The 22,915-nt window shown below is 57.0% G+C and carries 16 protein-coding genes and 1 pseudogene; 4 read left to right on the plus strand and 13 right to left on the minus strand.

Features of this window, described 5'->3' with window-relative positions; genetic code table 11:
- Window positions 1-18: 18 nt before the first annotated feature.
- From FHS27_RS07820 to FHS27_RS07830, 3 genes are all read right to left on the minus strand, one after another.
- Window positions 19-369 carry a hypothetical protein gene (locus FHS27_RS07820; RefSeq protein ID WP_184303808.1) on the minus strand — a complete coding sequence of 117 codons (351 nt, stop codon included), beginning with the start codon at window positions 367-369 and terminating at the stop codon, window positions 19-21.
- Between the two features lie 77 nt (window positions 370-446).
- Window positions 447-614 carry a DUF1328 domain-containing protein gene (locus FHS27_RS07825; protein ID WP_009095714.1) on the minus strand — a complete coding sequence of 56 codons (168 nt, stop codon included), beginning with the start codon at window positions 612-614 and terminating at the stop codon, window positions 447-449.
- A 465-nt stretch (window positions 615-1,079) separates the two neighbouring features.
- Complete coding sequence (locus FHS27_RS07830; protein WP_184303810.1) at window positions 1,080-2,399, minus strand: hypothetical protein; 1,320 nt, start codon at window positions 2,397-2,399, stop codon at window positions 1,080-1,082.
- A 344-nt stretch (window positions 2,400-2,743) separates the two neighbouring features.
- Here FHS27_RS07830 and FHS27_RS07835 point away from each other — a divergent pair, with 344 nt between their 5' ends.
- The gene (locus FHS27_RS07835; protein ID WP_184303811.1) at window positions 2,744-4,147 is read left to right on the plus strand and encodes a DUF6666 family protein; all 1,404 of its coding nucleotides are present in this window, start codon (window positions 2,744-2,746) and stop codon (window positions 4,145-4,147) included.
- A gap of 134 nt (window positions 4,148-4,281) precedes the next feature.
- Here FHS27_RS07835 and FHS27_RS07840 read toward each other — a convergent pair whose 3' ends face one another.
- A complete protein-coding gene (locus FHS27_RS07840) occupies window positions 4,282-5,754 on the minus strand; it encodes a sulfatase family protein (RefSeq protein WP_184303967.1) in 1,473 nt (490 codons plus the stop codon).
- A 145-nt stretch (window positions 5,755-5,899) separates the two neighbouring features.
- Here FHS27_RS07840 and FHS27_RS07845 point away from each other — a divergent pair, with 145 nt between their 5' ends.
- Window positions 5,900-7,714, plus strand: a complete 1,815-nt coding sequence (locus FHS27_RS07845; protein WP_221224941.1) for a leucine-rich repeat domain-containing protein — start codon at window positions 5,900-5,902, stop codon at window positions 7,712-7,714.
- Window positions 7,715-7,791: 77 nt separating this feature from the next.
- Here the strand turns inward: FHS27_RS07845 and FHS27_RS31020 are convergent.
- The 7 genes and pseudogenes from FHS27_RS31020 to FHS27_RS07880 all read right to left on the minus strand — a co-directional run bounded on the left by FHS27_RS31020 (window position 7,792) and on the right by FHS27_RS07880 (window position 14,732).
- Window positions 7,792-8,190: pseudogene (locus tag FHS27_RS31020) on the minus strand (GxxExxY protein).
- 205 nt (window positions 8,191-8,395) lie between these two features.
- A complete protein-coding gene (locus FHS27_RS07855; RefSeq protein ID WP_184303813.1) occupies window positions 8,396-9,997 on the minus strand; it encodes an NfeD family protein in 1,602 nt (533 codons plus the stop codon).
- A gap of 1 nt (window position 9,998) precedes the next feature.
- Window positions 9,999-11,624: a TrkH family potassium uptake protein gene (locus FHS27_RS07860; protein ID WP_009095697.1), complete on the minus strand. Its 1,626-nt coding sequence runs from the start codon at window positions 11,622-11,624 to the stop codon at window positions 9,999-10,001.
- Window positions 11,609-11,992, minus strand: a complete 384-nt coding sequence (locus FHS27_RS07865) for a response regulator (RefSeq protein WP_009095695.1) — start codon at window positions 11,990-11,992, stop codon at window positions 11,609-11,611. The genes FHS27_RS07860 and FHS27_RS07865 overlap by 16 nt, the downstream gene beginning before the upstream one ends.
- 3 nt (window positions 11,993-11,995) lie before the next feature.
- A complete protein-coding gene (locus FHS27_RS07870; RefSeq protein ID WP_184303815.1) occupies window positions 11,996-12,985 on the minus strand; it encodes an adenosine kinase in 990 nt (329 codons plus the stop codon).
- 139 nt (window positions 12,986-13,124) lie between these two features.
- Window positions 13,125-13,433 carry a FliM/FliN family flagellar motor switch protein gene (locus FHS27_RS07875; protein ID WP_184303817.1) on the minus strand — a complete coding sequence of 103 codons (309 nt, stop codon included), beginning with the start codon at window positions 13,431-13,433 and terminating at the stop codon, window positions 13,125-13,127.
- Window positions 13,434-13,502: 69 nt separating this feature from the next.
- A complete protein-coding gene (locus FHS27_RS07880; protein WP_184303819.1) occupies window positions 13,503-14,732 on the minus strand; it encodes a M24 family metallopeptidase in 1,230 nt (409 codons plus the stop codon).
- A 328-nt stretch (window positions 14,733-15,060) separates the two neighbouring features.
- Between FHS27_RS07880 and FHS27_RS07885 the strand changes: the two genes are divergently transcribed.
- Both FHS27_RS07885 and FHS27_RS07890 read left to right on the plus strand, forming a co-directional pair.
- Window positions 15,061-16,329: a hypothetical protein gene (locus FHS27_RS07885; RefSeq protein ID WP_315854491.1), complete on the plus strand. Its 1,269-nt coding sequence runs from the start codon at window positions 15,061-15,063 to the stop codon at window positions 16,327-16,329.
- Between the two features lie 235 nt (window positions 16,330-16,564).
- A complete protein-coding gene (locus FHS27_RS07890) occupies window positions 16,565-18,043 on the plus strand; it encodes a DUF389 domain-containing protein (RefSeq protein WP_184303823.1) in 1,479 nt (492 codons plus the stop codon).
- A gap of 168 nt (window positions 18,044-18,211) precedes the next feature.
- On the opposite strand, the gene FHS27_RS07895 is transcribed toward FHS27_RS07890, so the two are convergent.
- Together FHS27_RS07895 and FHS27_RS07900 are read right to left on the minus strand one after the other, a co-directional pair.
- The gene (locus FHS27_RS07895; RefSeq protein WP_009095684.1) at window positions 18,212-18,544 is read right to left on the minus strand and encodes a HesB/IscA family protein; all 333 of its coding nucleotides are present in this window, start codon (window positions 18,542-18,544) and stop codon (window positions 18,212-18,214) included.
- 485 nt (window positions 18,545-19,029) lie between these two features.
- Window positions 19,030-22,773, minus strand: a complete 3,744-nt coding sequence (locus tag FHS27_RS07900; RefSeq protein WP_184303825.1) for a serine/threonine protein kinase — start codon at window positions 22,771-22,773, stop codon at window positions 19,030-19,032.
- Between the last annotated feature and the right edge of the window lie 142 nt (window positions 22,774-22,915).

The following is a 22,915-nucleotide window of genomic DNA, read 5'->3' on the forward strand; positions in this document are numbered from 1 at the left end:
TAGATTCACTTCCTGCAATTACGCATCCGTCGCTGAACTGATGTTCGCGGGTTTCGACGGGGTCTCATCACTCGGAGAGCGGGACTCCCATTGTGCGAGTGTTTTGAACCGGGTACCCAGATCACTCGTGACGGATGACAACGCCCCGCCACGGTGCATTGCACATTCACCACACCGCTCTTTAACGCGGTTTTCGATGTCGGTCATGAGACAGTTTCCTGACGTCGACGAGTAACCACTCATCAGGAGCGTCCGCAAGAGCCCCTCGCGACGATCGATCAATTGATCGCCTTCGTTCTTCAACGCCTCGCAGACTAACTCGGATAGCTCGTCCAGCGTCCGTTCAATTTCGGGGTTCGTGTGACTCATGTTCTGACCCTACCTAGCGCAAGAAAGCAGCGGCGTGCGCGAAGGCACACCGCTCGGATGCAATTCATCGATTGGGATCAAACAACCGGGCCGCGGCGGCCCATCAGCAAGCCAATTACAAACAGAACCAAGAACACGAAGAACAACACCTTCGCGATCGTTGCTGCAGTACCGGCGACAACGCCAAAGCCCAGCACGCCAGCGATCAATGCGATAATCAGAAACGTCAAAGCCCAGCCCAACATGGCAATCTCCTGGTTTGAAAAGTGGTTAACACGCAGGCGTGAGCTTCACGTCCAACGCGGTTTGTTTTTCAAACGAAGTAGCGATTCCCGTGCCAATCCAAACGCAATGAAGGCCGTGTAAGCGAAGACAGCGGTTTACCGATACGCACAAACGGTTGCAGGTAAATAATCGAGCAAACGCCCACCACGTTGACCGCAAAGCAATCAGCAAAGAACCAACCGTTCGCCAAGAGTTGCGGCAGCACTTAACAAAAACTCGGCGAGATTCGCCTCATCGGCTGGTTCCCATGAGTTCGTGGACGCAGGAAAGAACAGTCCGCCGGTCGACTGCACGACCTACGAACGTCGATCCTTCGGGGACACCCACGTGGGCTAAAAGGAATCGACGGCTCACCAGGAGGTCCGGCGGGTCTCGGAGTTCACGACGCCTCGACTTTCGCGGACGGGCACAACTGCGTTAGCGGTTCACCGAGATTGTGCGTTACTGAACGGAGCGCTCGTTGCGTGATCGAGGTCGTCGAGTGCCAAGACAAGATCTTTCTGTAGCGAGATTCGGTTTCCGCGAATCTCAAAGATTTCCAGTTCCAACGCAAGATCCGTACCGGGTGTCTCTTCGTCGATCTTGATACGTCCTCTCGTTTCATCGAGTCGCTGTTTCGCCAGCTGCAATTGTTGATCGACAATTTTCAACCGCGCCGCTGCACTGCGGATGTCCAAAACCGCCTGCAAGGTTTCGTTGCGAATCACGACTTCGAGCGATTGACACAATTGCGAACATTGTCTGCGTCGCGCGTTTAAGTCATCATCGGATCGGTCTTCCTTGAGACACTGAAAGAGCCCCTTGCTCGCCGTGGCTAGAGACATTCCCACTCCGGGACTAACGAGTCCCATCAACAGGCGAGCCGCATCAATGTTGCAGCTTCTTAGTTCACGACACAGCACCTGGACCGCACGAAGATCGCGGCGTTGAACCAAAGCCGTCGCGACGACTTCCCCCGCCACAATCGGACGGGCTTCCACGGGTAGCGGATCCATCATCACCGCGGTGGCAACTTCCGCTTCGGCACGACCGGTCAATCGCGAAAGTTCCTGTCGCAGTTTCAATGCATTGAACGATTGCTCGGTCTTCAACGCGACCAGGTCGAACCGAGCCTGACGAAGCTTCAACGGATCCCCATCAGGAATTTCCAAACGCTCGGCTTGGTCCGCCATCGAGATCAACCTGTCTGCTGTCCCAATCGCTTGTTCGGCGACCGCGACGGCTTCGGTCGCAGCGATCAACTTGTGGTAGGCCACTGCAGCGTGAGTCGCATCATCGTACCGACGAGCCAACGCGACTTCTCGCAAAACATTTCGGATTAATCGAGCGGAACAACAGGCGTCGGGATCTTTCGGATCGATTCCACGTATCACCGCGTTGACCTCTGCCTCGATCAACGCCGCTTCGGGCGATCGATCGTATGCCCACTTCATCACTTGGCTTTGCGTGTACATCGCCGGACCGGAAACGATTTCTCCAATCACTCCATGCCCGATGCTCGAGCCGAGGACTTCGACTGAGGACGGCAAGACTTCTGCGTGCGGGTCGGTGAGGTCGAGGTTTTCGACCGAGTGACCGAGGTCGAGCGACATCATGTCGCTCTCCCCACCGTCATCGGAAAGTCCAACCCAGCTCAACGGAACACCGAGAGCTTGAGCCGCGGGTGGGGACAGATAACGCCATCCCAAACTCGGGACTACCATCGCGAGTAAGCACAACAAACCGAATCGGCGATATTTGCTCATACGATTTGCTGACCTCCATGTCGAACACCCAAACGATCATCGACCAAATCCCTGTCGACGACAGGCGCCTGCAGTCTTCCTTGACTCAGAACCGCCTGTGGCAGTCTCTTTCGGTAGGAACCGATCAACCGAAACAGCATTCATAACCGGAGTCGGGTTGTACGGGTTATCAGCATGGAAAGTCGCGTGAAACTCAATCGCAACGTTCGGGTCAGATAACCTGTGCGGGTTACGCAAGTTTTTCTAATGAGGAGGGAGGTGCCGGTCCGATAACGAGTGATATCGAATTCACCTACGACGATTCGCGGTCTATTGGCCGCGGTTCGCGACACGGGAAATACTCCATGCCTGCTACGAAAACACTGCGTTTAGCCACCTTTGCGAAAAAGCACCTCGTGCTCAGCATTGCGTTGCTGATCGCACCGGGATCCATTTCCGCCGTCTCCGCCGAAGGGCCCGTACGGATTCTGCGAACGCAACCATCCGCTCGGACGACATGGTCGCCTTCCCGTGTTGATGCGGATGCCGCCGCAGTGACCACCAGGCCCACCAATTCGGTACGGCAATCCTCGGCCACCCGTATCACCCAAAGAACCTCACGCCCAAACAACGGCGACGTCCGTCAGGTCGGATTCCTGGAAGATCACGGCGCGTGCGGCCCCGTTTGCGACTGCGGCGAATGCTCCGGCGCGATGCTGCGGGAGCCCGGATGTGGCATGGAAGGCGCCTATCTCGTCGAACCGGGTTGCGGAATCGAACCAGGCTGTGGGCTCGAGCCCGGCTGCGGACTCGAACCCGGATGTGGGATCGAAACCTACGGTGGTGACATGTGTGGGTGTGATGCCTGCACATCGGGCGTCGGCAGTTGCGACGGCTATGTATGTGCCCCCGCCTGCCACGTGGACTGCTTCCCACTGTTTTTGCCAATCCTCCATATCGACTGGAACCGATTCGAATTTTTCATCGGAAACCAGGCGTACCACAACCCGATGAACGATCCAGCCACCGGTGCGGCATCGAGCACCGACAGCGGTAGCTTCGGATTCCAACAGGGCTTCAACGAAGGACGCAACCTGCGACCTTGGATCGGCCTCGACCTCGCCGCCCAATTCGGACTCCGAGCGACCCAAAGCAATTTGCAAGGCGAAGACTTCACCGACGAACACCGCAATCAGATCTTCCTCACCGGCGGACTGTTTCGACGCGTCGACTACGGCTTGCAGTACGGTGTCGTGCTCGACTACTTGAACGAAGACTGGTACTACCAAACCGACCTGTTGCAACTTCGCGGCGAACTCAGTTGGAAGATGTCCGCCTGCCAAGGATTCGGATTTCAATGGATGGGCGGCGTTAGCGACGATCTCGTGACAACGACCGTTCGTGACGAATCGGGTGCGATCTTCAACGGTTCCGAAACGCTCGAAGCAAGCAACCAATACCGTGCCTTCTATCGGTACTCGTTCGGCTCCTCCGGCGAATGGACATCGTTTCTCGGTGGTACCGATGACGAACACTTCCTCGTCGGATCGGACTTGACGATGCCACTGAAGAACGGATTGTCGATGCGAATCGCGTCCACATACTTCTCACCTGGCGACGATTCGGTGATCGACAAACACCAAGCCGAAGGATGGAACATGGGCATCAGCATGGTGTACCGCCCTGGATTCGGAAAACGTTCGAGCCGCTACTGCCGACCAATGTTCGACGTCGCCGACAACGGATCGTTCTTCGTGTTTAGAAGGTGAGAAAAGGTTAACAGACTATCGGGTTAGCAGGATTACAGGAAACGTAAACCTGCAACCTGCAACCTGCAACCTGCAACCTGCAACCTGCAACCTGCAACCTGTCACCTGTCACCTGTCACCTGTCACCTCCAAACCTACTCATACTCCCACTTCATCACCCAGGGATCTTGGTAGCGTTTCTGTGCCGCTTTGAGTTTCTCTTGGTACTGTTTGAGAACCTCTGTATGACCGGAACTGTCGGCGAGATTGGTTGTCTCATCGGGATCGGCCGCGATGTCAAATAGTTCAAATTCAGGTCGCTGCACATAGTCACCGACCGTCATGTTTCCGTAAGACGCATCGGTCCCTTTAGCTAACTGGGCCTGCCAACTGCTAGCGGCCCACAGATCGCTCGCAAAGGGGTACGGCAACGGGTGAGCGATGTTCCAGATCAATTTGTATTTGTCGTCGCGAATCACCCGCATCGGGTAATACATCTGAATCTCATGAAAAGTGTGTGACGCAAAAATTTCGTCGTGATGCGACTTCGACGGATCGGCGAGCACACCCATCCAGGACTTGCCGTGATATCGGTCAAAGGGTTTCCCGCCGTCACGGTTGTCCATCGGAGATGCGTTCTTCTCTTTCCAATATTTCTTTACGTTCAGCATGTCTTTCGGTGCGTTGGCATCGCGGTCGAGCCCACCGGCGAAGTCCAATAAACTGGGCGTGATGTCGATGTGGCTGATCATGGCATCGCTCTCAACGCCACGCTCGCTTTGGTAAGGATCTCGCACCACCATCGGCACGCGTAGTCCACCTTCGTAAACAGTCGTTTTACCACCGGCAAACGCCATCCCGTGGTCCGAGGTAAAGACGATCATTGTTTTGTCGTAGAGGTCGGCGTCCTTCAAGATACGAACCAATCGAGCCACACCTTGGTCGATACGGCTGCAGGATTGGTAATACTGCGCCAGCTCACTCCGGGTTTCGGGGGTATCAGGCAGAAACGGCGGCACAACCACGTCAGCCGGGTCGAAGAACACTTCCTCCACCGCGTCGTGCGAACCTTTGCGAGGACGGTTCCCAAATAGGTTAGGTTTCAATTCGAGGTCTGAATCGTTATCGACGCCGCCGCCTCGATGCGGATCGGACGTCGCAAAGTAAAGGAAGAACGGTCGGTCGTCGCTGCCGTCTGTCAGAAACGATTTTGATTTCTCTGCCATCTCGACGGCATTGCGTCCGTTGCCCTTGAGATAAGTTTCAAAATGATAGATCTCCTCCGGTGCGACGTGGTACTTACCGATATGACCGGTACGATACCCCGCCCGATGCATCACTCGGGGAAGAGAAAGGCCGATCACATCCTGAAAAGAAGCGAATTTGTGATAATGATGTTGGTGGCCGAATTGTCCGTTACGATGGTTGTGCAGCCCACTCATGACAACACTGCGGCTTGCGCTACAGGATGCCGTCGTCGCGAACGCGTTGCGGAAGACCAGACCGTCCGCTGCAATCGCATCGATCGCGGGCGTCACGGCACACGTATCGCCGTAACAACCGAGCGTGGGACTTTCGTCATCGGTGATGATGAACAACACATTCCGTTCCGCAGATTTTGCCTGCATCGGTAATGCGAGAACGATACAAACGCCGATGCAAACGGCCCCAGATAACCGACGCATTCTGGAGACAACCGATCGTGAAATGGACACACACATGACTTTAGATTTTCATAACTTAGGTGGGGAACCGAGAGGGGATCGCTCGATCATGCCATCGAACGACGTGCCCCACAGTGTAGTGAAACCCAATCACGCGGTGGTGGCATTTCTTTTCGCACTAGTCGTTGCGAGCATCTTGGCATTGCCGACCGTCGGCAGTGCTGCGGATCGAACCACGTGCTTTCTCCCGATCGGAATCGACTCACCCATTTCCGATTCGGCTCCCGCCGCTTCCCCACCCATTTCCGGTGACGCTGCCATATTGAAATCGGGCGTTTCGCCTACCGAAGCCTTTCGCCTCGGCCCAACTTCTCGTGGTGGCGACCTCGATTGGTGGAGATATCTCGAAGTTTGGCGAGCCCATCACGAGGATCCCGAAGCAACCGCAATCCGTCGCTGGCTCACGATTCCACAGAATGACGAAGTCCAAGTGACGATTCGACGTGGCCGAGTATCACCCAAATTTCTTCCATGGCGAGCAGCGAGTTTTGTCGTCGTTCAAACGCCGCACTTCGAGATCCTTTCTCGTGCCGATGCCAAAACATCCAATCGCGTTGCCCGCGACCTCGAACGGTTCTATTGGACGTGGACTCAAATGTTTTTCCCGCTTTGGACCGGGCGAGACCAAGCGGCAATCGGATTAGCCAATTGGAATCCGACCACCGAGAGCGTTGATGACTATCTATCAAAGAACGCAACCTCTCGATTGACGCTGCGTCGCCGGCACCGAGTCGTCTTACTGCCCGACGAACGCTCGTACCAAATGACAATTTCGCATCCTCAAATCGCGGCGGGACGTCCGTCCACAATTGCAGCATCCGCGGGGTTCTACAGCGACACGCTTTCAGCCTCGTTCTTCTTTCCCCAAGACGACACGTCGGGGATGGCGCACGAAACATGCCACCAATTGTTTGAAGAGGCGAGCGATCACGCCCGGTCGCGGACAACCTCACTGAATACCAAAGACTTCTGGCTCGTCGAAGGGATCGCCGGGCATTTCGAATCAATACAAACCAGTAACCGTCTGGCGTGTGTCGGTGGTTGGGATAGCCCTCGGTTGCAATACGCCCGCTACCAAACCCTCATCGCTCAGCAACCGATCGCGTCGATCGCGGAATTGCAAGGAGACCGACGCGAGGTGCAACGCCGGAGTGATCTGGCGCGGTGGTACTCGCACTCGATCCTGCAAACTCATTTCGCAATCGATCACCCGTCGCGGCGTCCTCAAAGGTCGCAGGTATATCAAACGCTGGCAAAAATCTACGGTGTCGACGTGTCCGATTTCGCTTGCTTGAAACAACCGTCCGACACGTCTCGTGCCGACAACGATCGCATCGACCGCTTCTTGATGATCGATGATGACCACCTGAACGATCATCCGATCCCGGGATCCACCACCGCGATCTGTTTGGCCGGATGTGAAGTTTCTCTTGACGGATGGAAAACGATTCCACCACTCCCACTCGTTCACTGGTTCGATGCTTCACGAACCCCGATCGATGACGCACAAGTCTCGCGGATTCTGGTCAAATCGTCCGAACTCGATCAGCTCAGTTTGGAAGCCACCAAAATCACTTCCAATGCGAGAGACACTCTCGGACGCGCCCGAAAATTGCGTGAACTCGATCTCAGTTGGACAGCGATCGATGATTCTGTAATCGAATCGCTGACCGCGGATAAAACGATCGAAACGATTTGGCTAACCGGCACCGGCGTGACGGACGCTTCCATCTCGAAACTCTCAAACTGTCCCAACCTGCAAACCATCGACGTGCAACGCACACGAATCACCGACACGGGCCTTAAACAACTTCAAACAGCCATCCCCGGCCTCGATCTCAACCCCCTGCAACTCACCCCCTAGCCTCGCACAGCAGCGAAACCGATTCCCCGTATTGGGTTCGCAACACGCATGGGAGCGAACAATTTACGTTTTCTTTGTCAATGCAAAATGCTCCCATTCAAGACTGGGATGACGACCAAAGTTGACAAGTTCCCGAGCGCGTAGCCGGTCGCATTGAGGTAGTTGATGACCTGACTACGATGTTCGTCGGTCAGGTTACGGACCGCCTTGATTTCCGAAATGACCTTCCATTAGCAGATGAAGTCGGGAACAAATTTTCGTTTGAGTTCTTTTCCGCGATAGAAAAGTGGGAGTTGTTTTTGAGAGCAAAACGGGATCTGCTGGTACTCGCATTCGATCTCCAGAAACTCCTGATACACCGACTGAGGGAACCCACACCCCTTGTCGTTGTACACCTCAAAACAGCAACCGATGCTCTTGTCGCATTCGTCTTTGAGAATCAGCCCGTTTGTCATTCGGCGTCCTCTCACGCTCATCGATTTGAATGCGAATCAATCCCGCCAACGCTGTTAGCGATTGCTACGCTCGCATTTGCTCGCCGCACTATTATCAATCCTTACGCACTACCATTAGCGCCCGCGAGTTTCGCTAATTGACGCGAATTAGAACAACCAAACCACTGGTCATTCGCGGATAGTCCTCGACTCAAGGATCCGTGCGTGATCACAATCGACGAGTCGCTCAAGAGTTCACGGAATCTTCGATGAGTCGCACGACGACGCGTGTGCCTTGTTTGGCGATGACGCGGACAGAGTTTCCTGGGCCGACGTAGTCGCCTTCGGTGACGACGTCGAGCATCATGTCGTCGATTTCGATCCGCCCTCCCGGTCTTAAGGGCGACACCGTCGTGCCGGTTTGCCCGAGCTCAACTCGCTGCCACGCGGGCGCGGAATCTGTCACGACGAACGAGTCCGATGGCGCGACCTCCGCCTGCAACGTCAATCGACTCAGTCCCGGAATTTGCCCCATGTAACTGGTCAAGAAAATCGCGGCGACCAGGAAAGCTAGAAACGCACCTAACACGAGTGCCACGTCGTTACTCAATGAAGTCCAATCGACACCGCCGTCGGTCAACGAGAATCGCCGAGACGCCATTACCAACGATCCGAGCGAAAGAGCCAGCCCCATGATGCCGGCAACCCCGAACCCCGGAATCACAAACACTTCAGCGGCAATGAATAGCAGCCCCATGAGAAAGAGCATCACCTCGAGCCATCCGGACGTCCCACCAAGGAAACGACTCCAAAAGAACAGCCCAAAACAGAGACAGCTAACCAACCCGCCCACACCGATTCCCGGTGCACTCAATTCAATCGCGAGAGCAACTAACCCGATCAACAATAACAAGAAGGTGAAGACCTTCATGTTCAGCAACAATACGAACGTGTCCACCCAACTGCGTTGCACTTCAGGAATTGGCGACTGAACGTTGAGCACTCGGGCGAGATCCTCTTTGCCCGAAACTGTCTGATCCGCCATACCCAGTTCGACGGCGCGGCGTCCGTTGGCGATGAAGAACATTTCCTTGCCTGCCTCGCGAATCGGCGTCCCCAACTCCCAGTCGTCGGCGTCAGGCATGGCGGCGTGCTCTTTGTCGGAGAGGAAACGTTTTTCTCCGGTGTTCGCATTGGTAGCCCGGTAAACGACCATGTCTTTGTCGGTCATTTTTTCGGCGAGCGCAAGAGAACGCCCCGTCGCCTCGGCGGTATCGCGTGCCTTCTGCGCCAAAACGCTGCGACTTTTTGCTTCCGTGTACCGATACGCTCCGTCTTCGCCCATAACGATTTCACCCGCATCGCCCATTCGCGCATCGGGCTTCATCAGAATCGTGTCCATCGCCAACGAGAACAACGCTGCTCCGCTGATCGCATCCTTTTCAATGTAGGCGACCGTCTCGACATCTTTGGCATCGAGCACCATGTCCATCAACTCGAACGTCACATACGTGAACCCACCGGGCGAGTGGATATCAAAGATGATGACATCGACACCTGATTCAACTGCGGCTTCGAATTTGCGTTTGAGCAACGCACCACTGAGCGGATTGATGTCCTCTTTGAAGGGAAGAATCACCGCGGTCCGTTTGCCACCGGGCCGAACGTCGCGGTCCTTTCCCACACCATTCTGCTCATTGGCATCCCCAGCGAGAGCCTCATCGGCAAGAGCGACATCCGCAACCGGAAGATCCGCGGCACGAACCTCGCCTGGTGCGACGTTCATTGTCAGACAGACGACGACACCTGCGAGCAGGAACGACATCCGTACGAAGCTCTGGATCATCATGTCACACCCTTCGCCAAAACGACGGTACGAACAGTAAAAGCACACTGAAAATCTCGACCCGACCCAACATCATCAACCAAACAAACAACAGTTTCGCGCCTTGGCTGAAACCGGCATAGTTCCGAGTTGCCCCCACGACTCCGAGCCCAGGACCGATATTGTTGAGAGTCGCGGCAACGGCACTGGCACTATCTAGCAGTTTGTCGTCGAGAGTCCCCTTGAGCAACTGTTTTCCGACTTCGCTTTGTTGAGCCACATCGCTCTCGACGACTCCCCACGTTGAATTCGGTTCAAACGTGATCAGCGCGAGCCATGAGAAAACGAAAATTGCCAAGATCAAGCAAAAGTACAGCAAAATATTATGAGCCAGCAGCGGATCATCGACCGCCTGGCCACTAATTCTAAGAGGCCGGACAACCCGGGGGCGGTGGGCGCGCTCCATTTCCAAATGCAAGATTTTGTAGAACAAAACGTGCCGAATCACCTTCAAACCGCCACCAGTGCTGCCGGCACAACCGCCGACGAACATCAACAACAACAGTATTCCTCGCCCGAAATTGTTCCACGTGTCGAAATCGGCCGTGCCATATCCCGTCGTCGTCATCACCGAAACGACCTGAAATAATCCGTTGCGAGTCGCCGTCGCGAGCGAACCAAAACCTTCGTCGCCCGCCTTCATTCCGAAAAACACGACTCCCGCAGTCACCACACCGATGATGCCGACATAGGCGCGAAACTCCACATCGCGAACCAATCGTCGCGGGCCACCGATCAGAGTCAGATACAACAACGTGAAGTTCGTTCCGGCGAGTACCATGAATGCAATCGTGGTGGACTCAATCAGCGGACTGTCGAACCCGCCGAGCGATCGGTTGTACGTACTGAACCCCCCCGTCGCCATGGTTCCGAACGCGTGACACATCGCATCGAATGCACTCATGCCTTCGAAGAAGTACACAAACGTGAGCAACACATTGAGGCCCAAGTAGATCGCCGCGAACACCAACGCCGTGTGCTGCATTCGCGGCATGCTGCCGTCCTTAGTCGGCCCCGGCATCTCTGCCCGCATCATCGCCTTGCCCGCGGAGCCTTGACCGAGAATGGCCACGAACAGAACCACGATCCCAAGACCGCCGAGGAAGTGCGTCCACGATCGCCAGAACAGGATGCAGTGAGGCACCATTCCGGGCGTTTCTAAATCCGTCAGCACGGTCGCTCCCGTGGTACTGAACCCGGACTGCGACTCGAACATCGCTTCGATGAACGTGATCGGATTTTCCGCTGTCGTTTGCGTGCCACTGAAGTAATACGGCAACGCCCCGAGCACCGTGGCACTGACCCACGACAACCCGACGATCGCCATCGCTTCTTTGCGGAACAGATGCCCGCCCTGGCGATGGGTACGCCCGAAGAATCGGAACGCCAACCCGATCACAAAACAGACCATCATGCTGGCGAGCAACCCATAGGCGCCGGCTTGTTCGAACTCTGCCGCGGGAGGCAAGTGGGTCCGCTCGGCAAACTGTGGGAAGGCGAACGGAAGGCTGAAGCCCATCGATCCGCCGATCAACAAACAGATCGTTCCGAGAAACCGGAGCAGCAATGGATAATTCAAGAGGGACGCCACCCATACGTCTCGGCCAAACCGCCGCAGACAATGTCACGGAGAACTTTCAACCGAATCGGTTTGTGCAAGATCTTGTAGGCACGCATCCTCGCCGCCTCGCGCTCGATCTCTTCGTCCATCATCGCACTCATTAAAATATACGGCATCGGTCCGGGACGTTCGGAGAGCACCCGGATCACCTCGAGCCCTGTCACGCGAGGCATGTGCACGTCCAACAAAGCGAGGTGAATCGGCTCGCGTTCAATCACCGCGAGTGCCTCGTCTCCGTCCTTGGCCTGATGCAAATTCAGACCTCGACGCGAAAGCGCATCGCAGAGGGTTTCTCGATAACCGGCATCATCATCGGTGATTAAAACGTTCGCAATCATGGATCACACGTTGGTTAACTCTAGGACTTCATCCTTGGTGAACGGGTTTGCCAATCGTGCTCCGAGTTGTGCGACAACCCGGGCGGCGGCATGCGAGCCGAGATGGCCAGCTTGCTTCCATGATAATCCATTTGTAATACCGTACAAAACACCACCTGCGTACATATCGCCCGCACCGGTCGTGTCGATCGCCTTAACGCTGACTCCTTCGATCGGAATCACCTCGCCGCCGTGCATCAGGATCGACCCTTTTTCACCGAGCGTCATGGCGACGTTTTCGGCCGACTCGTGAATCTTGCTCGCACACGCAATCGGATCGGTCAGGCCGGTCAGACTTTGTGCTTCCTCTTCGTTGCAGAAGAACAGGTCGACGGGGCCGCGGATCAGTTCCCAAATTTCGTCGCGGAGCATATTCACCAGGAATGGATCTGATGCCGTGAACGCAACTTTGACGTTGTTTTTTTTCGCGAGTTCCATCGCCCGACAGGCGGCCGCCTTGGTCGTGTCGCCGGTGAACAGATAACCTTCGATATAGATGTACTGCGCCGCCGCAATCGCGGCCTCATCGATGTCGTCGACGGAAAGCTGGGCCGACGCGCCCAGGTTGGTCAACATGGTGCGTTCGGCATCGTCGGTGATCAGAATCGCGCAAGTCCCGGTGGGGCTGCCGTCGAGCGGGTCGACATCGATCGTGACGCCGAGATTACGGAGATCCTTCAGAAAGAACTCTCCCGTTTCGTCGTTCCCGATTTTGCCGACGAACGACGCTTTGCCGCCGAAATCGGCGACCGCGGCAATCGTGTTCGCGGCTGATCCGCCGGCACATCGGTTTAGCGAGGGGAGATCAAAATTCGACAGCACGCCAGCCTGACGGTCGTCATCCACCAACGTCATGATGCCTTTTTCGAAGGCGAGTTTCGCAAGCAATTCTTCGCTTACTTGGGCTTGGATGTCGACAAGCGCGTTGCCGACGGCATAGACGTCATGATTCATGAGGTGGATTCAGGAGCAAGGGGAAACGACGGTTCAGCCCACCCGCGGTTCGCGGGCGGTGCCCCAGAATGCGGTCTCCGTCGCGTCTGAGCAAGTAGGGGACGGTATTCGCGTCCTCCGAGTCGCCCCAACGTCCCTCTCAGTCGGTCTTGGGAACGCCGATCTCACGAATCCGGATCCCGAATTTGTCGCCAATTTTTACCGTTTCACCGGTCGCAATCGGATGGCCACCGACGGAGAGCTCCAGAGGTTGGTCGCAGTGCGTGTCGAACGTCAACATTGACCCTGGTACAAGGGCCAAAATGTTACGCAGCGTCTCTTTTCGCTCGGCCAACGTGACCGTAACGGGTGTCTTAATTTTAAGTAGACGTTCCCGGTATTGCGGCTGCATCGGTGCAGGGGACGCTGTTTCGTCGGTCGGTGGTGAGGATGTTTCGGTTTGGGTCATTTTTTCCGTCGATTCCTTCACTTCAGGTATCGAACCGACGACGTCCACGACTTGAGCGATTGTGGCCGCTTACTGCCAATCGAGTCCCATCGGCAATTCGTTGAGAATTTCCGGACCGTTCTCGGTCACCACGACCATGTCCTCGACCCGCACACCGCCGGTCAATCGGCCGTACAAGCCCGGCTCGACCGTGAACACTTCGTTGGCGAACAATTCGCCACCGCCGTCGTCCAACAGAATCGGCTCGTGAACTTCCAACCCGATCCCGTGCCCGGTCCCGTGCTGGATCGACGCCTCATCGGTCAATTCACCGCGGTGCAAGCAATACCCGGCCGCTTCGAGTTCTCGAATCACCGCTTTGTGCACCGCATCGCCAGTCCGACCGGGATACATTTCCGCCTCACCCGCGGCTTTCGATGCGACCACCGCCGCGTGCATCCGAAGGGTTTCTTCGCTCGGCGTTCCGTGAACGACGGTTCGGGTACAGTCGCCGTTGTAACGAGTCGATTCGTCTCGCGGATACAAATCAACAATGATCGGAACGCCCGTCGAGAGTGGTCCGGTCCCCGCGTGATGGCAATCTGCCGAATGCGGAGCCGAAGCAACAATGGCACCGTGCGACATCGTGAACCCGCGATCCATGAACAGCCTCGCCGCGAAGGCCCGAATCCGCTCACTCGTCAACAAGTAGGCTTCATCGATCAGGTGCCCATCGTCGTCAACCGACGCCGTCGCGATCCGGCGGCAAATCTGCAACATGACTTGCTCGGTGACATGTTGAGCCTGGCGCAGCGATGCGATTTCGTCAGCGGTTTTGATTCGTCGGTCGAACACGCCGAGTTGATCGTCGTAATCGAGTTCGATGCCCGCCGCAGCAACGTGCCAAGCATAAATGAGTGGCAACGTCCGGTCGGCACGAACGCGGCGAACGCCTTCCTTCAACAAACACGACGTGACCGCTTGAGCCGTCGCCGTTTCACGGTCCGCACTCAGTTCGCCTTCGCTCGGTGGGAAGTCGGCCGGACAGAAAACCGTGCCGAGTTCGATCGCAACTCGGTCACTGCCCTCCTCGGCCCCCGCTGCGCGGGTACGGTCCATTTCGAGGTCGCGGACGATTCGAAGTTTGTTCCCCGAAGGCAACTCGATCCACGCCACGGGATCGCCTAACGGCAATCCGATCCGCCGAAATAAGTTTGGGTTGCGATCAGCGAGACCCGCGAACAATGTCGCGCTACCCTCCGCTGAAGAATCGAGATTGGGTGCACTCGCCGCTGTTTGAATCAGTGTTTGGTGAATCATCCCTACAAGTTACCTGACCGAACGGACCCTGCCGAGGCACCAACAACTCAAACGAGATCATCAGGTCGGTCGCAACGATTCAACTCGAACGTCCGATCGTAGCGGTTGAGCCCGTTGTGCTCGCACCGTTCATAGCGGCTGCGCATCCACAACGGCCGAACATCTCCACCGTAACTGTACTTTTTGTGACGGCCGATCACCCATGACCGCGTTGCCCCCGAAAAAACGTAAACACCGTCAACGCGTCCGGTACGCTCGACGGGTTCTCGTCGCGAGTGTTTTGCTAGGTCCTCTTTCGGTCGTTTGCGCGCCCTACGGATCGCTCTCCGTGTCTTCGATTGCGACGGCTGGTTTTCCTGAAACACTCGAGCGGGGTGGTCGCTTATACGGATGCGGATGGGGCGACGGATATCACTCTTGCCACAGCAGCGGTGTTCGCCCACTCGCCGACCTGCCACCCCGATCATATGCCGCCCGCGTCGGCACCCCGCAAGAACGCATCGCGGGTTGTCCGACCTGCCGGCCACGCATGTTGCCCAGCGTCGACCCGATCACGACACCTCGTGGACCAGAAACCTTTTATCACCGATTTGATCAGTACGCCGCCCAACTCAGTCATCGTGAAGCTCACGCCGCCACTGGACCTGTCCAAGCGATCATCGATCATGAGGCCGGCGCGGGGATGAACAATTACCGGGATCCCTATGACTCGCCCCCGATCCCACGCAACCGTTTTCTCGAACGCAACGAACCCACCGTCAGCGTCAATGCGACGGCCGATGGCAGCCCGGCGGCACCCGCGCTAAGCGTCACGGAACTCGAAGAATTCCGCCAATACCAAGCCGAACAGCGTGAACGCAAAAAGTTTGAAAAGTATCTGATTGATCCCGATGACATTGAACCGTCACAAACCTTTGGCGGACCACCCGTCGGATCGGAAGAACGTCGCAAACTCGACGAAGAAAAAATCAGACAACTCGAGCGAGACATTCAACAACAGAGGCTCGAGCAAGAACGCGCCCGAAGAGATGCGATGTCTGAGTCGACAGGCTCCGATCTTGAAGATGGCCTCCGCAGCCCGAGCGACCAAACGCCTAGCGACCAAACACCGAGAGACCGGGGAGCATACAACCAGGGTCCTAACAACCTGGCCCCGAGTGATCAGGATACGTCGATGCCGATGGACTCGCTCTTGCCACCGTTCCCACGGGAAGAAGAACTCCGCCAAGACGAACGAAGGCGTGACGAGTTGCGACGCGACTTCCTTTACCGGGAACAACCGCTCCCTGACCCGACGCAACCGACTGAGTCAAGGCGTTCTGACGAAGACGATCTGCTCATCGAACCAGACAACACTCCTGGCGTCGAGCTCCCGGGTATCGAAAACATCCCACCAGGGCTCGGCGAGCAGCTCGACCAACTCGACTCGATTCGTCCGGAACGACCGCGACAGACGCAACTCGACTTCAATGCCCCCGTCCGCCCTGACGGATCCGACGGAACGGCGGCTTCCAACCGCACCTTCAATCCGATCTCACAACCGCAAGCACGCGTGGCAGAGATTCCGGATTGGCGGTTCGTCAAACAGCCACGCTAATGCGTCTTGCTAGCACGTCATCATCTGCGGTTCTTCGATGGTCAATCGACGTCGTTCCATTCGAACGTTGATTCCCGAACCGCTTGAAAGGCGACAAAGACTCCGCACAAGCAGTGCGACCAACACCGCGACAAAGCTACAATAGCAATCGGTCGGGCAACGCGTCGGCACGCTCATGTACCTGAATTCACCGTAACATCATCGCATCGCAACCCAGGTTGGATCGTTTCGCGAAATGAACGTCATCCTCCTCGTCGGATCTCAAAAACAGCTCGCCGACGGGTTGCCGTGGCTGCTCCGATTTGCCGCCTCAACCGGCTACGCACCCAAAGCGTTAGTGCTCGGCACCGATCACCGCACGCTGGCAAGATTGGCTGAATCCGCTCTCGCGGAACACGGTTCCAACGGAGCCGTCGACCTCGTCGAAACCAACGTGGATGCCGTGATCGCAAAATTGAATGCGGAGCGATGCCGGTTGCTGTTGATGGTCGACGACGTTGATGACGATCGCTTCCAGGCCTCCGTGTTTGAACGTTGCGGGGTGAAGTCGGTATGGTTGAGCGTAAAATCACCGCCCCCGGATAGTGACAAGCACATCTTTTCCTTGGACGATGCGTTTGGAGAGACCACCAACCTCATCTCTCGTCGCCTCCTGCAGACGCACGCGTCGCTGCAACTCGACCATGTTTGGCTGAACGACAAAACGACAGACCCGCAGACGCTCATCGACAAAGCCGTGCAACTCGAACGCCAGCGTTGTGATCCAGGAGATCTCGTGTGGATTCCTTTTGGATCCTCGCCATCGCAGGAATCCCATTACGCGTTAGCACGTGAACTGCTTTCGGGCTCCACTAACGCATCAATCGGATTGGTCAGCAGCAAAGAAGGATGGGACCGATCGCTGCTTTCTCGAGTGCGATACTGGGCCAGCCACGTGGCCGAACCGATGGATCGTGACGCGCGTCTGGAACTCGCCAACACGTTACAGGAAGGCTCGCAACCGAACCTCGAATTCCTAGGACTGATCTCGGCAGCGGCGATGTTGGCCGCGTTCGGGTTGCTGCAGAACTCCGCCGCCGTCATCATTGGCGCGATGTTGATCGCACCGTTGATGACTCCGATCATGGGAGCGGGTTTGTCGCTGGCGCACGGCAACCGGCCGCTGTTTCGCACCTCCTGGTTAACGATCGCGATCGGATTCCTGGGGGCGTTTGTATCGAGCTTCCTGTTCGGCTTGCTCGTTCGCATCGTTCAAGAACCAGTCGTTACGCCGGAGATGTGGGGCCGATGCAATCCATCGCCGCTGGACTTTTGCGTCGGATTGGTCGGTGGGATGGCCGCCTCGTATGCGCGAACTCGCAGCCACTTGTCATCCGCACTCGCTGGCGCCGCGATCGCGGCCGCGTTGGTTCCACCGATCGCAACCGCAGGCCTGCAAGCCGCATTCGGTGTCTGGGAATCGACGGAACAAGGATGGCCCATCTTCGGACCGTTAATCTTGGTCAGCGTTAATGTGTTGACGATCATGATCGGAACGTCGTTCGTTTTGTATGCCCGAGGACTACGCATCGACACATCGGTCCCCGGACGGAACAACAACGGCGGGGGCAAACAAACGGGTAGCAAATGGGCGACTCGCATGACCGTGTCACTCGTGACGCTGGTGCTCCTGGTGCTCGTTTGGATGATGCATTTAGAGCGGCTTTTCTTGTAGGCCGCGCCGGCCATGCAAGCAATGATTCGTTTGGCGCAAAAAAAGTTCGGCGTGAAAACTACAGCGCAATAAAAAACCGACGCTTCGAAAAGGATGAATCCTGATCGGCGCGTCGGTTTTTGTTCAGATGGGTTCGTTCAGGCCGCAGCCTGCGACCAAGCCAGAAAACTAGGCTTGGAAAGAACTACCGCAACCGCAGCTCTTCACTGCGTTCGGGTTGTTGAACGTGAAGCCTTGTTTCTCGAGGCTATCGAACCAGTCGACTTCGGTACCGTCCAAGTACAGGGCGCTCTTCTTGTCGACGACGACGGCAACGCCGTGGTGTTCGTACTTGCTGTCAGATTTCTCGTCGTAGTTGTCGTCAAAGTTCAGCGTGTAGTTGAAACCGCTGCAGCCGCCACCGGCGACACCGATACGCAACAACATCGAGTCGTCAAAGTTGTGCTCTTTGCGGAATCGCAAGACTTCTTCTGCAGCACGCTCGGTAAGTTTAATGGCCATCGTTAAGATGAACTCCCAGGAAGGAGGGGTCGGAAATGGTTGGACAGGATCAAACCTGGAACACAGGTCGTTCTAAGTTGCTTCTTGTATCGTTAATTCGTTTAGTCAGCGACCGTTCGCCGAGAGCGCCATCGATTCGCACCGGCGTCACTGAAATCCGCTGGCATCACTGAAAACCGTGCGGACCAATCGACGCATGTCATCTTGAGTCGACGGGCGTCCGGCAGCTATCCAGGCAGTGATCGTTTCATTCAGCCTCGGTTCGCTCAGCCGTTGTGCTTGACCGCAATCGATTCGGCTCCACGCTGGGCACCGCAAGTGTGGGTGCAAAACAGCACTGAGATCAACACCAAATCTAGCAATTCGCTTGCCAAACGCTTTTCACTGCCAAATTGGCGGGATCCACGATCATCGCAGGCATGCGACAATCGCGTTGGGTATTGTACTCCAGGTCAAGTCTGAAGGACAGGCAAGATGCACGCGGACTAACCCTCGAGCTGGAATTCCTGGGGCAGATCGTAGTTTTTCTTGGTGGCCGCCTCACGGGTCGTGATTCGGATTTCGGCATTCTCGCCCTCTCCAACTACCACCCATATCAATGCCTGTTTGGGATCATTCGGGCCTGTCGCGGTGCGGTCGGGGTTCGCCCCGAGCACCAAATCGGTCAGCACTTTCCGCAGCGGTTGATCCGTTTTTGCGAAATTCCGCACCTGCTGGTTTTGCGTGATTCCCATCAACTGCAAATCACCGCCGATGATTTCGACCTTCGGTGGTGAGTTGCCCTCGGGCAGGTCGGCGGAAAATTCGTTCACGATCGTGTCGACTGCGAATTGCAACGATTCCTGACCAAAACTGACCGACATGGGGCGATCGAGCATCTGGGCGAGGGTCAGTTTCTCGGTTGTGGCCGGAGATCCAGCGATGGCAGTCATCGTCGTCGTATTGGCAGCCAAAAGGGTTCCCAAGGCCACCTGCGGTAAAGCGAGCGGTGGCAAATAGGCATTCAAGATCACCTCACGCTTGATCGCCGCCGATCGAGTCTGCTCGCTAAAGAACGCCCACATGTTCGGCAGACGCGATGCGAGTAACCGCCACGACGGATCAACTTCCCGCGAAACGAGAAAATCTTCGGCCTGTATCGACGCGTTGTCCACTCGCGATTGTACCTTGGTCTTCAAGGCCATCGGGTCCATCCCCGGAGCGGCGGCCAACCGCACCTCGACAAAACTGCCTCGCGACCCTGGTGCGAAATCGTTGGTGGCGGCCCCGCTGTCGGTTGCAGGCGGAACGGACGCGATTCGCAACAACAGCCCGCCACACTCGGGAACCAACGTCGACTGAACCCACTGCAAGAGCGTCGGCGCCGTTTGCTCGACCCACGCTCGCGCGTCGGCGATCAAGAAATTGGGTTGCGTTAGCATCGTGACCGCGTCGGTTGATTCGGCCGACACCCACAACTCTTCGAGCAATCGAGGCAACAACACCGGCGCCCCTTCGACCTCGGCGACCTGAGTGATCTGTGCGATCGAGCCGACCGCGAACGCATCGACGAGCTGATCATTCGGCGCCCCGGTTCCGGACGAACCTTCGTTCGCGGCCGAGGCATTTGAAACGGCGGCATTTGAATTTGCCGACACCGCGTAGTGAGGATAGAACGCATCGCTGCCCGGATCATCACCCGCGTACAGTTTGATCCCGCCGGGCAACTGGGCCATCGAAACGCCCCACGCTTCGGTGAGTTCATCGAGCGGACGAGGTGCTTTCATGTGAACCGCTAGCGCTACTTCGGGCACACCGCCTCGTCCGGGAAACCATGCCATCGCAATCATGCGGATATCATCGAGCGGCATCGCGATCCGCTTTTGCAACCGTTCAATCACCGGCGCGAGTTCAGGATCGAACACGTCACGCAGTCCGGTTGAATTGAGATGAGCCAAATCAAACGTCAGGATCGCGGCTGGACCGGGCGGCAACAAAATGGTCGACGGCACGGATGAGTTCGGTGGCGTCTTGCCATCGGCTGCAATCGCAGAAGGTGGCGCCCACAACATCGCAGGATCCGAAACCAACTCGATCGTGTCGGTCTCAGACGACTCGGCAGGCCGCCTCGATGGGACGGGGCGATTCGTAGCCGGGTTGGACGCAGGTCGCGTTCCCGTGACCGATGGGATCACCGCGGGGATACGAGGGCGAACCCGTTTGGCAACCGGTTGAGGTGCGTTCGGATCCTGGAGAGCGAGCGCGATGATCAACAGAAAAATTGGAATCCACAAACTCCCCAGCACAAACCACGCCGTCCGGCGCCGCCCCGAACGTCGCCGCACCGCGGCCTGCTTGGGTTGGTCGGCGAGCAACACCGAGTCAGAACTCTGAGTCGACGCGACAGCCGCCTGCACGACCGCAGCCTGAACCGGGGCTGTTTCATTCACGCCACCCCGCGAGTCCGCCGATGCGTCGGAAATAGGCTCGGACGCAGACTGCGCCGGCACACCAGTGAAACTCGGCACGCCAGTGGAACCCTCTAAGCCAGAGGAACCCCACAAGCCAGCGGAATGTTGCGTGCCAACAGATTGAGACGTCTCCGATTGGGTTGCAGCGGATGTGGGCTTCTTCGATTCAGACGTGGGGTCTTCCGATACAACGGCGGACGGCGAGGCAGTTGGCCCGTCCTTGCGAACGGATTTCGGTTCGACCGCATGTTTAGCGTCGACCGCGGGTTTCGCGTCGGCGTCGGGTTTCGCGTCAGCGTCGGGTTTCGCCTTAACCGTCGTAGCAGGCTGTTGCTCTGACTTCGGTTTCGAACCGGACTTCCGCTGGACGTCCGCTACCGGTTCTCGCTCGACCGCAGCGGGTCGTTCGGACTTGGTGGACCGTTCGGACTCAGCGGATCGCTTGGCTTCGGCGGGCTGATCGGGCACCGTGACGGCAGGTGGCGTCGGTGGGGACGACTTTGCCTTCGGCGCGGAACTTCCCGCTGACGCGACGACGTTTGATGACGATGCTGGATCCGATGACTTAGCGGGCGGCTTGCTCGTCGCGACCGAGGCCGCTTTCTTTTCCGCAACCGGAACGGCTGCCTTCAGCGCGGTCGTGAACGCATCCAGGGTCGGAAATCTCGCGGCGGGATCTTTCGCTAACGCATAACCGAGCACTCGCAACAGCGGATCTCCCGCGGCCCCCTTGGCGACCGCTTCGCTTAATTCGGGAGGCTCGAAACGGAGTTGCCGAGAACGAATCTGTTCGTCCTTCGCCGCCGCAAAAGCATGCCGGCCGAACCGTAGCCGGTACGCCAAAGATCCCAACGCATAAACGCATTGGGATTCGAGCGAACTCGCACCGACGGCGCCGCCTCCACTCGCACTGTTTGCGGACAGCGTTTCAGGAGCGGCATACAAAAAGCGAGACTCATTCGTCGCGATCGTGTTCTGAGAATCGAACACGTCCGCCGATAGATAGTCCGCAGGATCGATCCACAGCATCGGATCGCGTCCAGGCGTTTCATCAATCCAAATCCGATCCGGCGAGGGCATCGGTGGATACGCAAACGCACCGGTTCCTTGAGACGAGAACGCCGACAATGTCGCGGCCAATGATTCGATCAGCCGTGCGATCTCCGGCGCGGCCCAGCTCGTGCCGCTGGAAGAATCCGCCACACGCATCTGTTCGCTCAACGTTTGCCCCGGCTTCATCTTCGCGAACACCGCGACCGCATCGAGCGACGTGTCCAGCGGGATCGTTGTCGGGCGATCACCCAGCGGCGCCCCCACCAAAGCCATCAATTCCGTCTCCGGAATTCCGGGGCCACGCAGCCCCGTTATCGCGCGGAGCGTATCGCCGTCTTCCGGTGTCAATCGCGAGGGAACGATCTGCAACACGATGCCCGGTTCGTCCGGATACGAATCGTGGGTCACCGGTGTCCATCTGGAAAAGGGCACAGGCGGCATTTCCGCGGACTGCGTAAGCGGTGCGATCCTTAAAACCGGAAACCGGCCCGGTGATTTTTCGCTCGCGGGATCCGCCCCCGCAAGCGATCTATTGAGCAGGCACGATGCTTGGAAGGGCAATAACTCCCCCCTATCGATCAACCACTTTGCCAACTGCACCGCGTCGGTGGGCGGCTTTGAGCCGTGTTCTTTGGCGTAATCCGCCGCCCACTGCCGTGGCACCGACGAATCTGCCAAACCACTTTGAATCAAGCGTTTCCAGAAATCGACGAGAGAGAGCGGCATAAATTGCGATGGGGGAACGGTTGAAAAGGGTTCAGTGGGGGATCTTCGTGGTACAACATCTCATCCTATGATTCCCTTAGTCTATTGTGTGCCGTGATGTTTTGCGGCGCCGGATCGAATCGGGAGCCCCAAAAACATGGGC

The sequence above is a fragment of the Aporhodopirellula rubra genome (assembly GCF_014192335.1).
Classification (GTDB): domain Bacteria; phylum Planctomycetota; class Planctomycetia; order Pirellulales; family Pirellulaceae; genus Rhodopirellula; species Rhodopirellula rubra.